The organism is Runella defluvii (assembly GCF_014195535.1).
In the GTDB taxonomy this organism is placed as follows: Bacteria; Bacteroidota; Bacteroidia; order Cytophagales; family Spirosomataceae; genus Runella; species Runella defluvii.
This window is the reverse complement of the sequence record NZ_JACIBY010000019.1, coordinates 1-14,843: the sequence shown is the minus strand read 5'-3', so window position 1 is coordinate 14,843 and position 14,843 is coordinate 1. Positions and strand designations below refer to the sequence as shown.

Here is a 14,843-nt window from a genome sequence, read left to right as displayed (position 1 = left end):
ACAATAAAAGGATACAAACAATGAAAAATATAATCAGAAAATTGGCTTTTTCGCTCCCTTTTTGGACGACAATCGTTGTTGGAGTGGGGGGCTTGGTTGGCTGCGATAAAGGGTTTGATGAAATGAACGTAAACCCCATTGCCCTTACGGCCGTTGACCCTGGCTATCAACTCAATACGGCCATTGTCAATACGGCACCTGCCTACGGGAACTTGAGTTACGAAACCACCATCGTCAAACAGATGATAACGCCCTTTAGCGGGCAAGGGTCGGCGGCTAATTTTAACCAAGACAATCGGGGGGTAGCGTCGGGCAACTGGAATACCTATTACCAAACCAACATCAAAGAACTGACAGACGCCCTTGCTAAAACCAAAGATATTCCCGCACGCTCGAACCTCTACAACTTGATTCGGATTTGGCAGGCATATTCGTTCATGATTTTGACCGATACCTACGGCGATATTCCTTACACCCAAGCAGGACGAAACTATTTGGAAGGCATCTCAACGCCAATTTACGATACCCAAGAGTCGGTATATATGGCGATTTTAAGCGAATTAGACGGCGCTTCGGCGGCTTTGGATGCCTCTAAAGCCAAAGCAACTACCGATTTGTTGTACGATGGTGACGTCACCAAATGGAAGCGCTTGGGGTACTCACTTTTGTTGAGAGCGGCCATGCGTTTATCAAAAGTAAACCCTGCAAAAGCGGCAGAATACGTGGCCAAGGCCGTGACGGGCGGGGTAATGCAATCCAACGCTGACAATGCGATTATTCGTCACAATGCGAGTTTTACTAACCCCATTGGCTCACAACTCAACGGAGGGCAGTCGGCGTTCTTTTACCTTTCCGAAGATTTTGTGGAGTATTTGAATAAAAACAACGACCCGCGTTTAGCTTCAATTGCTGTGCGTTACGTGGGCGCAACGAGCGGTGCTCAGCAGGTGGAGTCGCGGGCCAATCGTACGTCTGCGGTTCAGATTGGGGCGCCTCAAGGCTACGACAACACAACAATAAGCACCGCAGTCACCGCTAAAAAACTGGCAAGTTTGTGGGATTATAGTCAATTAGATCGTACGCGTATGGGCGGCTTAACGGCGCCTAGCTTTTTGGTGACGTATGCCCAAACCCAATTGTTGTTGGCAGAGGCAGTGTATCGGAAATGGACAACGGGCGATGCCGCTACACTGTATGCCAACGGGATAAAGGCCAACATGCAGCAATATGCCAACTACGGCACAAGTTCGGCCATTGCCGACGCGGCGATAGATACGTACGTAAAGGCGAATCCGTTAGCAGTAGGAAAAGAGTTGGAACAAATCAATACACAATATTGGGTAGCCACGTTTCTGAACGGCCCCGAATCGTGGGCAAACTTCCGAAGAAGCGATTTTCCTGTGTTAACACCGAATACGTATCCAGGAAAAGACCTTAAAACCGAGCCATTTATTCGTCGTTTGACTTATACTGATGCTGAGTTGAACGTCAATAAAGTGAACGTCCAAAAGGCCATCGACCGCCAAGGGCCTAACTTGTTGGATACCCGCATCTGGTGGGATAAAAAATAAAAAGCCTTGCCAAGTCTGGAAAAAGAGATAACAAGACTTGGCAAGTCTCACTACTTGGTAAAACGACTTGCCAAGTCTCACTACCGATAAAAGTAAAGACTTGGCAAGTCGTTTGGCAAGCCTTGAAAAATTAAAAAACCTAAACCTAAAACCCTGAATGTCTGACCCCTTATTTATCTTGTCGGTGGGCGTGTTGATTGTGGTGGGTGGAATCATTGGCGCTAAGCTGCATCCATTTTTGGCTCTGTTGTTAGGAGCCTTGGCCGTTGCGATGCTGACACCACCCGAAGTCATTGAGCAATACGCATTGTCCAAAGGAACGGCTCCCGCTGCGGCCTTGGCGATGGCCAAAAAGAGCGTAGGTGAGCGCATTGCCACCGAGTTTGGAAATACCTGCGCCAAAATAGGCATTCTGATAGCGATGGCCGCTATTATTGGAAAATGTATGCTTGAAAGCGGAGCGGCCGAGCGCATCATTCGGTCGATTCTTCGTCTAACGGGCATCGAAAAAGCCCCGATTGCCTTTCTACTAAGCAGTTTTTTCCTCGGAATCCCCGTTTTTTTTGATACCGTTTTGTTTTTGATGGTGCCTCTTGCCAAAGCCATGACCCTCCGCATTGGTAAAAATTACCTTTTGTTGGTGTTGTGTATCATGGCGGGGGCGGCAATGGCCAACTCGCTGGTGCCCCCTGCGCCTGGTCCGTTGTTCCTGATTGGCGAAATGCACATTCCGATGGGTTTGATGATGGTGACGGGTGTCATTGTGGGGCTTTTTACCATTACCTCGGGCTACTTTTTTGCCCTTTGGGCCAATAAAAAATGGCCAATTGAACTCCGCGATTCGTTGGATGCGAAACTGGAAGACATGAAGTCGATTGCGGCTAAAGAAACCAAACAACTCCCTTCGTTGGGTATTTCGTTGTTGCCCGTAGCTGTTCCTTTGTTTTTTATTTGCCTCGATACGGCTTTTAGCGCGTTTTTTAAAGCAAGTGAAGTCCCTACTACTTTGGTGGCTATTGTGAAATTTTTTGGCGACAAAAACATTGCCATTCTCACGGGAGGGTTCATTGCGTTGTGGGTGTTGGCAAGTCAGAAAAAGGACGCTAAAAAAGACGGATTAACGCCTTTTGTGCAGTCGGCTTTGATGAGTGGCGGCGGTATTATTTTGATTACAGCGGCGGGTGGTGTGTTTGGGGGAATGTTGCAGCAAACGGGCATCAGTAGCCGCATTGCTGATATGACCAAAGAATACCAAATGGCACTTATTCCAATGGCATTTTTTATTGCGGCCGTGGTTCGAACCGCCCAAGGCTCGGCTACGGTAGCCTTGATTACAGCCTCGGGTATTTTGTCAGGAATGGCCAGCAACGCCAACCTGTCGTTTCACCCTGTTTATTTAGGGTTAGCGATTGGATGTGGGTCAAAATTAGTGCCTTGGATGAATGATGCTGGTTTTTGGATTATCTGTAAATTGAGCAATCTTACAGAAAAAGAAGCCCTCAAAACCATTTCGCCGTTGCTGGTAGTGATGGGGTTGACGGGTTTGATTGTCATTATGATTGGAGCGGCTTTGTTTCCATTGGTATAAAAAATAACCGTTTAAAATAAGATGAAACGTAGTAATTTTCTCAAAGCAGTTGCCGTAGGTTCGGTAAGTGCTTCGGTAACAGGGGGCGAAAAGACCCATGCGGCGTCGCTTGTTACGCCTCCCAAAAAAGTATTGATGAAAGCAGGCTGCCAATCGGGCGGGACGAGCGTTGAAAATCTCGAATTTAAGGCCCGTCATGGTATCTTTAATATCGACGGTGGTGCCCCAAAAGTAATTCCAGGTAAAGGCTGGGATTTGGAAGATTCGTTGGCCAAAAAAGAAGCCTGCGAAAAGTACGGAATCAGTTTGGACGCGTACCATTACCCCTTGAGTTCGGCGGGAATTGACAAAGTGATTTACCCCAATATTATGTTGGGAAAAAGCCCTGAGCGCGACCGTGAGATTGAGTATTTACAACAAATGATTCAAGTGGCGGGCAAATCGGGCATCAAAGTACTGAACTACAATACGACCATATTGCCCGTACTGCGGACGGGAAAATACACCGATCCCAAGCGCGGAAATGCCGAATACAGTGTTTGGAATTACGAAGAAGCATTGAAAAGGAATGACCCCAAAACGGTAGCAGGAGATGTATCAATCGACCAAATTTTTGAGCGAATTACGTATTTGCTCGACCGATTACTTCCCGTGGCCAAAGAGTACAAAGTCAAACTCGCCAACCACATTGCCGACCCACCAGTGCCAGCGGCTTACCGTGGTGTGATGCGTTGGAACAGCCCCGATGTGTTTAAAGGGATTCAGCGTTTTGCCAAATTGTACGACAACGAATACCATGGCTTTAACTTTTGCATTGGCTCCATTGCGGAGGGATTAAAAGACCCCAAAAACGAAATTTATCCCATCATCAAATGGGTAGGAGAGCGCAATCAGATTTTTAACGTTCACCTAAGAAACATCAAAGGCAGTTTCAATAATTTCCAAGAAGTCTATCCCGACAACGGTGAAATGGATTTTGTCAAAGTCATCAGAGCATTACGGGATGTAGGTTATTCGGGGATGGTTATGCCCGACCACGTACCGCACCACCATGCAGCTAACAGTACTCAAGAAGCCTTTGCGTTTTGTTACGGTTACATCAAAGGTTTGTTGCAAGTAGTTGCCAGCGAAACCGCCTAGTATCATTGATAAAAAAAAGACCCCAAAGACGTAAGATTGGGCACAAGAAGCGCTTTTAAAAAGTAATTCGTTTTAATCAATCGTACGTCTTTACCAATTTATTCAACTTTTTATGTCAATCAGCCTTCCCTCCCAAGGACCACGAATTAAAGAATTTAACATTACACCCATCGCGGTGGTGGACCCGCCTTTGCTCAATGCGGCGGGACTTCACGCGCCTTATGCGTTGCGTACGGTGGTAGAACTTATCACCGACGACAACATCGTAGGAATCAGTGAAATTCCTGGCAATATCGACATCGATAAGGCACTGGAGCGTAGCAAACGCCTAATCATTGGCCAAGACCCGTTTCAACTCAATAAAATCAAGGACATTCTGCAAGCCGAATTTGGCACAGAAAAACCCGCCGACCGTGGGTTTACTCCTTGGGACCAACGTACGGTTGTGCACGTGTTTAGCTCCATTGAAGTAGCGTGTTTGGACATTATTGGTAAAATCATCAACCGCCCCGTCGTCGATTTGTTAGGCGGGCGTCGGCGCGATGCAGTACCGTTTTCTGCCTATTTGTTTTATAAATACGAAGGAGCAGGGGGTGAACTTGAGTTTGGCACCGACCCCAATGCCACGGGTTGGGCGGCGGCTCGTCAGGCGAGTGCGCTCAATCCCGAAGAGATTGTTACCCAAGCACATGCCATGTGCAAAGAGTTTGGTTTTAAGTCGATTAAGCTCAAAGGAGGCGTATTTGACCCGCGCCAAGAAGTAGATGCTATTTTGGCCTTGCACAACGCTTTTGGCCCCGATGTGCCTTTGCGTTTAGACCCAAATGCCCTTTGGACGGTAGAAACTTCTATTCAATACGGGAAAGAAATGGAGGGCGTACTTGAGTATTTGGAAGACCCCTGCCGAGGTCAGCAAAACATGGCGACGGTTCGGAAAGCGCTCAAAACACCGTTGGCAACCAATATGTGTACGACTTCGTTTGGTGATATTCCCAAGGCGATTGAGTTAGGGTCGGAGGACATTATTTTGAGCGATCACCATTTTTGGGGGGGCTTGCAAGAATCGATGAAACTTACCAGCGTTTGCGAAACCTTTGGGCGTGATTTGTCGATGCACTCCAACTCGCATTTGGGGATTTCATTGGCGGCGATGGTGCATTTAGGGGCGGCTATTCCTAACCTACGTTATGCCCTTGATACGCATTATCCATGGCAGTCGGACGAAATTGTGGTAGGTGGTCGCTTGAAGTTTGAAGAAGGCGCCGTTGCCGTTCCCGAAGGCCCAGGCTTGGGCGTGGAGTTGGACAAAGTGGCCTTGGCAAAATTGCACGAAAACTACCTAAAATGCGGCCTGACCAAACGCGACGACGAAATCGAAATGCAAAAAGTAGTACCAGGCTGGAAATTTATGGCAACACGTTGGTAAATCACTCATCACTAAAAAAACATGGAACTTTCAAAAATAAAATCATCGCTCGAAGACGGGCTTCTTTCGTTTCCAATTACTGATTTTGACGAAAATGGAGAATTTAACGCCGAAACTTATGCCGACCGTCTCGAATGGTTTGTGAGTCATGATGTTTCGTCGGTGTTTGTAGCAGGGGGAACGGGGGAGTTTTTCTCGCTTTCGGCGGCAGAATATGAGCAGATTGTCAACCTTTCGGCGAAGGTTGTAGCCGAACGCGTACCCGTCATTTCGAGCGTGGGGCGTAGCATTCCCGAAGCCATTGCCTTTGCAAAAATGGCCGAAAAAGCGGGCATCAATGCGTTGTTGCTCTTCCCGCCTTACCTGACCGAATGCCCGCAAGACGGGGTGTTTGAATACGCCAAAACGATTATTCAAAATACCACGTTGCCCGTCATTTATTACAACCGTGGCAACGGTGTTTTATCAACGCAATACATTCAAAAACTAGCAGATGCCTGTCCCAATTTTATAGGATTAAAGGACGGTACGGGCAACATGCAAGACCTGAACGACACCATCAAAACCGTTGGAAAGCGGTTGTCATACATCGGAGGTGTGCCTACGGCTGAGATTATTGCCGAAGCCTATTTGTCGATTGGAGTCAATACGTATTCGTCGGCGGCGTTTAATTTTGTGCCCGAATTGGCAAATAAATTTTACCATAGCCTCCGCGCGGGCGATACCGAAGCCGTCGCTGCAATCACCAAGAGTTTTTACATTCCGTTGGTACGCTTGCGGAGCAAGAAAAACGGCTATGCGGTCAGTTTGATTAAAGCAGGGGCAAAAATAATTGGTAAAAGCGCAGGCGATGTTCGTCCGCCGTTATCGATGCCTACTGAGGCTGACTATGCTGAGCTTGAAAAAATTATAAAAGCTAATAGTTAAAATGGAAAGAGGCGGTTAGTGATAATCGCCTCTTTTTCATTGTGTTTGCTCTTTTCCTTTCAACGTATATTTTTCGGGCCTTGACTTCGTTCTGAAAATGATGCTTCTGGCTTCTAGGTCAAGTTTAACGGTTTCGCCGTACCATTGCACGCCACCCACAAAATCATCTTTTATCTTTTCGTACAATTTTTCCATGAGTTCGGTGTGAGTAAGCTCATCTTTCTCCAAAATTTGCAGCAAGTTTTTTCGGATGAAGTTGTATTTTTCTAATGATATTTTCTTGTTGACCTTCCCTTCTTTTGGATGAAGCGTCTGAATGGTTTCTTCTTTCATGGGTTCTGGAAATTAGTTTATGGGGAATTACATCACCTTCCCGAAAGTTCTAAAACTTTCGGGAAGGTTTGAAATCATACCGCAAAGGGTTTTTCAAAATGTTACAAGTGAAAAAGTGGACAGTAATTTGCATTTTTCACATTTAAAGTCATAAAAATCAAGAAGTTGTCTGATAAGCAATGAGTTCATTGTCAGTAATGTAAGGGGTTTTGTAATCCCCAATTATCTGTCCTGTTTTGCAAAAATTACTCATCAGAATTTCAAACTCATCACAAAGCTTGTTTCTGTCAAAAGTAGAGTTAATTGATATAGAAAGTTTCTGTTTATACATGGTGATTGTCTAATATATAAAGTCCTCGTTGTGGCAGTTTTACAGTAGGTGGGTTCAGTTCTTAAAGATAACAGCAACCTCCCGAAAGTTCTAAAACTTTCGGGAGGTTTTAAAATGAAACTTTCGGGAGGGTTTCAAAAATCAATCCCAAAACAATAGATAGGAAGCAGGTATTTTTTGCTTTACCTACCTAAAGGTAAAATGTACTTTAAACCCCAGAAAAACCAATGAAGAAATTCAGTTTTTTGCTTCTTGTGCTAGTGATAGGCATCTATGCTAGTCATGTTTCGGTAGCTAATCCCTCAAAAAAAGTGTTAAAGGCACTGATTATTGATGGTCAAAATAACCACGAACAATGGCCTAAAATCACCTACATGATGAAGCGTTACTTGGAGGAAACGGGTAAATTTACCGTGGACGTACAGCGTACCTATTATACGTGGAACGGAGGCGATTTGGAAGCAAAGTACCCAATCAAAGGTCTTCCTGCGACGCAATCGTTGCCCAAACCTAAGATGGATTCAGCCTATCACCCCGATTTTTTCAAGTACGATGTCGTTATCTGTAATTTTGGTTGGAACGCGGCCCCTTGGTCGGACGGTACGCAAGCAGATTTTGAAAAATACATTAATAATGGAGGTGGGCTAGTGGTGGTTCATGCCGCCGATAATTCGTTTCCGATGTGGCCTGCTTACAACCGCATGATTGGTTTGGGTGGTTGGGGCGATCGCACCGAAAAAGATGGCCCGTTTGTGTATTATGACAAAGAGGGGAAATTGGTGCGGGATACAAGCCCAGGACGGGCGGGCTCGCACGGGGCGCAAAAGGAGTTTTTGATTACGGTGCGCAATTCAAAACACCCAATTACGAAGGGAATGCCGCTGAATTGGATGCACTCCAAAGACGAAATGTACGACCGCTTGCGTGGGCCTGCCGAAAATATGGAGGTACTGGCCACGGCTTTTTCTCCGAAAGACAATCGCGGTACCGACCGCCACGAACCCATGCTGATGACCATTAAACAAGGGAAGGGTCGTATTTTTCACACGCCGCTTGGGCACGTTGATTATTCGGTAGAGTGCGTGGGCTTTATTATTTCTCTTCAGCGCGGAGCACAGTGGGCGGCAACGGGCAAAGTTGATATCCCGATTCCTGCCGATTTTCCTACGGAAACAGCGGTGAGTCAGCGTAAGTTTGTGGAGTAATACGCGCTGATAAAAGCGTTGAGTAGAGAAAAAGCCCTACTCAACGCTTAAAAATTCAAAATTTGGCAAGCGATATTGCCTGATTTTGTCAATATTCTGCCGTTTTTTGTATAGTACCTTCCCAAGAAAGAAATATACTTTTGTGAGAAATTAACCTAGCTCTCTGCAAAATATATGACTAACCCCATTCGACGCGTCGTAACAGGCCATACCGAAGACGGTACGGTTTTTTTTGTGGTGAACGGGATGGCGTTGGAGGAATGTATGATTCATTAAGAAGCACTAAAAACTTCCTTGAGGTTGAGTTGTAAATCAGGAAAAATGACGCTTGTTAACACCTCATCATCCACGTAAATCGTAGCTGGACTGTACACCTCCGCTTCCGTCAAGTGAAACTGGAAAGCGTTCTCGTGTTCGGGGTCAATAATAAGGTATTCTCGTACGCCATTTTCCTCGTAAAGGTCTTTTTTGAGCTTCATTTCTTTGGAAGAATTTCCTGGCGAAAGTATCTCAATCACCAAATCTGGGGCACCGTTGCAGCCTCTATCGTCAAGTTTATCTAAATCACAAATAATACAAATATCAGGTTGGACAACGCTGTACAAATTTTTATCTCCTTTGGCAGCCTTACGTTTGTCATAAAGTCGAACGTCGAAAGGAGCAGCATAAAATTTACAACGGTGATTTTTAAAATGGTTGTAAAAAATGCCATTAATCTCTCTTGAAAGATCTTGATGCCTACGACTTGGCCCCGACATCGGGAAAATTTTGCCTTTGATTAACTCAACTGTCTGCTCAAACTTCCACGAAAGATAGTCGGCATAGGTGTATTTGTCGTTGGAAAGGTCTAATTGTGAAAGGCTTGTAATTTCACTCATAACTTTAAATTTTTACAAAAATAAATGAAACGATTTGAAAACAAAGTGGCGCTCGTTACAGGAGCTGCTTCGGGAATTGGCCGTGTTTCGCCTGAAGCATGTCACCAAGCCATCCACTTTCAACGTATGTATCCTAATTAGTAGATTTTGACCCATTTAGGCTTATACGTACAACTTGAAAAACCCAAAGTTGTATGCAAACCTCTACGTTAAAACTTGGCTTGGTAAGTGCCTGTTTAGCACTTGCTTTTTGCTCTTTCATGGTTTCTGTTCCTCCAAATGAATTGCTGAAAAAGGTGTACGAAAATCAATCGGATACCTTGACCAAAGTAAAGCTGCCGCCTGGGGTTGACCCCGAAAGCGAAGATTGGAAAGGGATTGATTTAGAACCCAAAGCCCCCGTTCGACCGCTCGGTGTGGCTGAGGAGCAAAGTCGGTTTTTACTGCCGCCAGGTTACCGCATTGAGCCTGTTTTGACCGAACCCGCCATCCAACAACCAGGTGCCATTGCCTTTGATGGCAACGGACGTATGTATGTCTTGGAACTACGTTCGTACATGCTCGACGCCGATTCAAAAAATGAGCTAGAGCCTACCAGTCGTATTTCGCGTTGGGAAGACAAAAACAACGACGGCGTGTATGAGTCAGGAACGACTTTTTTGGATAATTTAATCTTCCCCCGTTTTGTACTGCCCTACGGCAAAGACTGCATCCTCACCATGGAGTCTGACGCCGATAATGTGTATAAATATACCGATACCAACGGCGATGGAAAGGCCGATAAAAAAGAACTGTTTACCACCAAATACGGTCGGTCTGGGAATGTGGAGCACCAGCAGGCGTTTATGTATTATGGCATGGACAACTGGCTATACAGTACCGTCAACGCTTTTCGGGTGCGGGAAACGCCCAATGGGGTGATTCGTGAAAAAACGGGCTTTAACCGTGCCCAATGGGGCGTTACGCACGACGACGACGGAAAATTGTGGTTTCAGGGTGGGGCAAGTGGCTTACCTTCGTACTTTCAGTTTCCGATTCATTACGGCAATTTTGACGTTCCCAACGAATTTGCTAAAGGATTTGATGTACCGTGGGGGGCGCCCGTCAAACTGGCTGATATGCAGGGTGGAATGGACGAAGTGCGTCAGCCTGATGGTTCGTTAAATCGAGTGACGGGTGCGGCAGGAAATGACGTATATCGCGGCGATCGTTTGCCCGAAAATATCAAAGGACAGTATTTTTACGGGGAGCCCGTGGCGCGAATTGTTCGTCAAATCAACCCCGTCGTCACGGAAGGATTGACAACGCTGCACAATGCTTTCCAAGACCAAAAATCGGAGTTTTTACGCTCTACCGACCCGCTTTTTCGCCCCGTTGACATGGCCACTGCCCCCGACGGAACGATGTATATTGTGGATATGTACCACGGCATTATTCAGGAAGGGCAATGGACCCAAAAAGGAACGTACCTCCGTACCAAAATTGAGCAATATCAACTGGACAAAGTGGTGGGACTGGGTCGAATTTGGCGCGTTACCTACGACGGAAAAGAACGTGATAAAGCAGCACCAAAAATGCTCAACGAAAATTCGGCGGCTTTGGTCAAACATTTGGAGCACCCCAACGGCTGGCGTCGCGATGCCGCTCAACAGCTAATCGTACTCAAAAAAGACCTTTCTGTTGTGCCCGCTTTGACTTCTATGGCGCTGACTAGCAAGAGTGTCGTCGCCCGCTTTCACGCGTTGTGGTCGTTGGAGGGATTGGGAGCGTTGAAAGTAAATTTGGTGCAAAAGTTGATGCAAGACCTCAATCCGCGCGTCCGTATTCAGGCCATTCGTGCCAGTGAAACCCTTTATAAAGCAGGCGAAAAAAGTCTAGAAACGACTTATGCAAATCTACTCAACGACCCCGACGCCAACGTGGTGATTCAAACCATGATGACGGCCAAGTTTTTGAAGTTGCCAAACATGGAAAGCGGTATCAAAGCCGCCACGGAAAAGAACAATGCAGCGGGCGTAAAACTGGTAGGTTCGCAAATCATTGAACCCCCTAAATCCAGAAACATGGGGCCGTTTGGTGGGGGAGCGCTGAACAAAGAACAACAGGCTTCTTTGGATAGAGGATTGCTGATTTACAGTGAGTTGTGCTCTCAATGTCATGGTAACAATGGCCAAGGAACGCCCGCAGGCGGTGGTAAGTTGATTGCTCCCGCGTTGGCAGGGTCGGCCCGTATTCAGTCGCATCCCGAGTATGCTGTTCGGGTAGTTTTGCACGGAATGGAAGGGGCGATTGACGGAAAAACCTACGCGGGCGGAATGATGACTTCGATGAAAGAACATTCGGACGAATGGGTCGCTGATGTCATTTCGTACATCAGAAATGGGTTGTCGAACGACGCATCGTTGGTGACGCCGCAGCAAGTGGCGAGCATTCGGGCTAAAACGGCCGATCAAAAAGGGATGTATCCGTACGAAAAATTAATAAAAACCGTGCCGCACGAACTGCAACCACAAGAAAGTTGGAAAATAACGGCGAGCCACACCACTTCGACCCGTATTGGGGGAAATGTCTCTCCTCAAAGTGCTTTTACGTACGAAGGTTGGACCACGGGTGGTCGTCAGTCCAAAGGAATGTGGTACCAAATTGAGTTTCCAAAAGAAGTGAACCTAACTGAACTGCAATTTGTGGCACCTGCCGGTATCAAAAAAGGCTGGCAGCGCAACCCCAAAGCTCCCCAAACTCCACCTCCGATGGTTCAGTCTTACCCAAGGGCTTATACCGTTGAGACGTCGTCTGATGGGGCAACTTGGAAGGAGTCCTTGGTCCAGTTGAAGGGAAAAGAAGGGGAAAACGTAGTTTCTTTGGGCAATGTTAAAACCAAGTTTGTACGCCTAAAACTCAACGAAGACTTGGCCCAAGACAGCGATGAGGTTCCGTGGTCGATGCGACAACTGAAGGTTTTTGGTCAAAATTAAAAAGTACTATATTTCGTACACACCATGTCTAACAAATTGAATCGTAGGGATTTTATAAAGGCTTCCACCATGATGGGAGGGGGGATTTTACTGAGTTTTCGGGGAAATGATTCGGTGGCAGCGACGTTGCCTGCGGAGGTGAGTTTCAACAGTTACCTTTCCATTTCTCCCGATAACTTCATCACTATTTTTGCCCCAAATCCAGAAGTAGGCCAAAACATCAAAACGGCTTTTCCGATGATTGTGGCCGAAGAACTGGACGCCGATTGGAAGAACGTGAAAATCGTTCAAGCCCATTTGGATACCAAAAAATTCAACCGCCAAGCCACAGCGGGGAGCGGCGCCATGCAGCATTCGTGGGATCGGCTTCGCAAAGCAGGTGCTACCGCCCGTTGGATGCTCATGGAAGCCGCCGCCAAACGTTGGAACGTAGCTCACCATACGTTGACGACGGACAATGGCTGGGTGTGGCACAAAGAATCTGGCCGCAAACTTAATTACGGCGAATTGGCCACCGAAGCCGCCGCCTTACCCGTACCGACAGAAGTAAAGTTTAAGGAGAAAAAAGACTATAAACTGGTCGGTAAACCCATTCACAACGTCGATAACGCAGACATCATTACGGGAAAACCAATCTATGGCTTGGACATTTATCGGGAAGGGATGTTGTTGGCGATGATTGAACGCCCTCCGTTTGGTACAAAAATAAAATCGGTCGAAACCGCAGCGGCCAAAGCCATGCCTGGTGTTGTGGAAGTGATTGTGTTTAAGAACAAAGTAGCGGTATTGGGTAAGTCCACGTGGCAAGTAATGAACGCCCGCAAGGCACTCAAAGTAACTTATGAACCCGAAGAAGCGGTTGAAAGCACGGCTGACCACGACCGCATTATGAAACAATTGCTGGAAAAATCAGACGTAAAACCGTCGCGCAAAGAGGGTGATGTAGAGGCTGTATTGAAAACAGCCCCCCAAATTATTACCCGCGAATACCAAGCGCCTTTTTTGTCTCACGCTTGCATGGAACCCATGAATTTCTTTGCGCACGTGAAACAAGACGGCGTTGAACTGATTGGCCCTGCCCAATTGCCCGAAGATACCCGAAAAAATGTGGCAAAACTATTGGGCGTTGATATCGAGAAAGTTACCTTAGAAATGACGCGTATGGGCGGTGGTTTTGGCCGCCGACAGCGCTCGGATTATTCGATGGAAGCCGCCGAATTGTCGAGTTTGGTCAAAGCACCCGTCAAGCTCATGTGGACGCGCGAAGACGACATGCGAGGTGGGCAATACCGACCCGCAATGCGCTACCGTTTTGAGGCGGCATTAGACGCAAAAGGCAATTGGATAGGCTACCGAATGCGGGGTGTGGGCGTCAACTCAGGTAACAGCACGCGTCCTGACCATTTCCCTGCGGGCGCAGTGCCAAATTTTCAGGTGGACTCCATCGACCACAAATCCCCCGTGACGACGAGTCCGTGGCGGGCACCTTCCGAGAATTTTTTGGGGTTTGCCGAGCAGTCGTTTTTTGACGAAATCGCCACCGCCGCCCACCGCGACCCCATCGAATACCGTTTGGAATACCTCGAAAAAGCCCAAAAAGAACCCGTTGGGGCGGTCAAGTACGACATTGAGCGGATGAAAGGAGTGATAAAACTGGTAGCCGAAAAAGCGAATTGGGGCAAAAAGAAAAACGTTTATCAAGGTTTTAGTGCCTATTTTTCGCACGGCTCGTACATTGCACAAGTAGCTGAAATAGAGAAGGTAAAGGGTCGTATAGTGCTGCGAAAAATGATTGCAGCGGTGGACTGTGGGGTAGTGGTCAACCTCAGCGGCGCGTACCAGCAAGTGCAAGGTGGCATCATCGACGGCTTGGGGCACGCCTTATATGGCGAAGTAACGCTCAAAGACGGTATCCCCAACCAACAAAACTTTAATACCTACCGCTTGATACGCATCAACGAAATCCCCGCCGTGGAGGTGCATTTTATGGACAGCGCCATCAACCCCACGGGTTTGGGTGAACCCGCCCTACCGCCTGCCGCTGCTGCCTTTGCCAATGCCTTTTTCAAAGCCACAGGTAAACGCCTTTACAACCAACCTTTTATGAAAGAAGAGGCGATGAAAGGAGTGAAGTTTGGTCAAAGCAGTTAATATCTATCATCATAGATTTGTCATTCTGATCCGAACGCTTTCGGGTCGGAATCTGGGACCTTCTCTGCCGGAGTTGCGGGGCCCGCAGCGGCTGAGGCTGCCCGAGCGATATCGTGCCCGTGCGGTGTTTTTTAACAACTTCATGGGGCTTGGCGGTGCAGACACCACCAAGTGTAAAAAAATCATCGTGTTCCATGACAGTGTGTATTAGAATAAATGAAAATAAGTACTGATTCATAAATAGTTTGCATTATTTTGTAAATTTGTCCTAATGGGACGAGTAAACAGACCGATTCTAAGTGAATCACAGCAAATAGA

At 46.9% G+C, this 14,843-nt stretch carries 11 protein-coding genes; 8 read left to right on the top strand and 3 right to left on the bottom strand.

Going from position 1 to position 14,843, the window contains the following annotated elements:
- Positions 1-20: 20 nt before the first annotated feature.
- From FHS57_RS27615 to FHS57_RS27595, 5 genes are all read left to right on the top strand, one after another.
- Complete coding sequence (locus tag FHS57_RS27615) at positions 21-1,571, top strand: SusD/RagB family nutrient-binding outer membrane lipoprotein (protein ID WP_183979387.1); 1,551 nt, start codon at positions 21-23, stop codon at positions 1,569-1,571.
- Positions 1,572-1,728: 157 nt separating this feature from the next.
- Positions 1,729-3,159 (top strand): GntP family permease, encoded by a 1,431-nt coding sequence (locus FHS57_RS27610; RefSeq protein WP_183979385.1) that lies wholly within the window; start codon positions 1,729-1,731, stop codon positions 3,157-3,159.
- Between the two features lie 21 nt (positions 3,160-3,180).
- Positions 3,181-4,299, top strand: a complete 1,119-nt coding sequence (locus FHS57_RS27605; protein ID WP_183979383.1) for a mannonate dehydratase — start codon at positions 3,181-3,183, stop codon at positions 4,297-4,299.
- A gap of 112 nt (positions 4,300-4,411) precedes the next feature.
- Entirely contained in the window at positions 4,412-5,725 is a 1,314-nt protein-coding gene (locus FHS57_RS27600; protein ID WP_183979381.1) for an enolase C-terminal domain-like protein, read from the top strand.
- A gap of 21 nt (positions 5,726-5,746) precedes the next feature.
- On the top strand, positions 5,747-6,652 hold the full coding sequence (locus tag FHS57_RS27595; protein ID WP_183979379.1) for a 5-dehydro-4-deoxyglucarate dehydratase: 906 nt from the start codon (positions 5,747-5,749) through the stop codon (positions 6,650-6,652).
- Positions 6,653-6,688: 36 nt separating this feature from the next.
- On the opposite strand, the gene FHS57_RS27590 is transcribed toward FHS57_RS27595, so the two are convergent.
- Positions 6,689-6,985 (bottom strand): DUF6958 family protein, encoded by a 297-nt coding sequence (locus tag FHS57_RS27590; RefSeq protein ID WP_183979377.1) that lies wholly within the window; start codon positions 6,983-6,985, stop codon positions 6,689-6,691.
- Positions 6,986-7,078: 93 nt separating this feature from the next.
- Positions 7,079-7,174, bottom strand: coding sequence for a DUF8594 domain-containing protein (locus FHS57_RS32295; protein ID WP_510186787.1), 96 nt, complete (start codon positions 7,172-7,174; stop codon positions 7,079-7,081).
- A 369-nt stretch (positions 7,175-7,543) separates the two neighbouring features.
- Here FHS57_RS32295 and FHS57_RS27585 point away from each other — a divergent pair, with 369 nt between their 5' ends.
- Positions 7,544-8,521, top strand: a complete 978-nt coding sequence (locus FHS57_RS27585; protein WP_183979375.1) for a ThuA domain-containing protein — start codon at positions 7,544-7,546, stop codon at positions 8,519-8,521.
- A gap of 272 nt (positions 8,522-8,793) precedes the next feature.
- Here FHS57_RS27585 and FHS57_RS27580 read toward each other — a convergent pair whose 3' ends face one another.
- Positions 8,794-9,399 (bottom strand): Uma2 family endonuclease, encoded by a 606-nt coding sequence (locus tag FHS57_RS27580; protein ID WP_183979373.1) that lies wholly within the window; start codon positions 9,397-9,399, stop codon positions 8,794-8,796.
- A 194-nt stretch (positions 9,400-9,593) separates the two neighbouring features.
- Here FHS57_RS27580 and FHS57_RS27575 point away from each other — a divergent pair, with 194 nt between their 5' ends.
- Both FHS57_RS27575 and FHS57_RS27570 read left to right on the top strand, forming a co-directional pair.
- Positions 9,594-12,374, top strand: coding sequence for a DUF7133 domain-containing protein (locus FHS57_RS27575; RefSeq protein ID WP_183979371.1), 2,781 nt, complete (start codon positions 9,594-9,596; stop codon positions 12,372-12,374).
- Between the two features lie 24 nt (positions 12,375-12,398).
- Positions 12,399-14,525, top strand: a complete 2,127-nt coding sequence (locus FHS57_RS27570) for a xanthine dehydrogenase family protein molybdopterin-binding subunit (protein ID WP_183979369.1) — start codon at positions 12,399-12,401, stop codon at positions 14,523-14,525.
- Positions 14,526-14,843 lie beyond the last annotated feature (318 nt).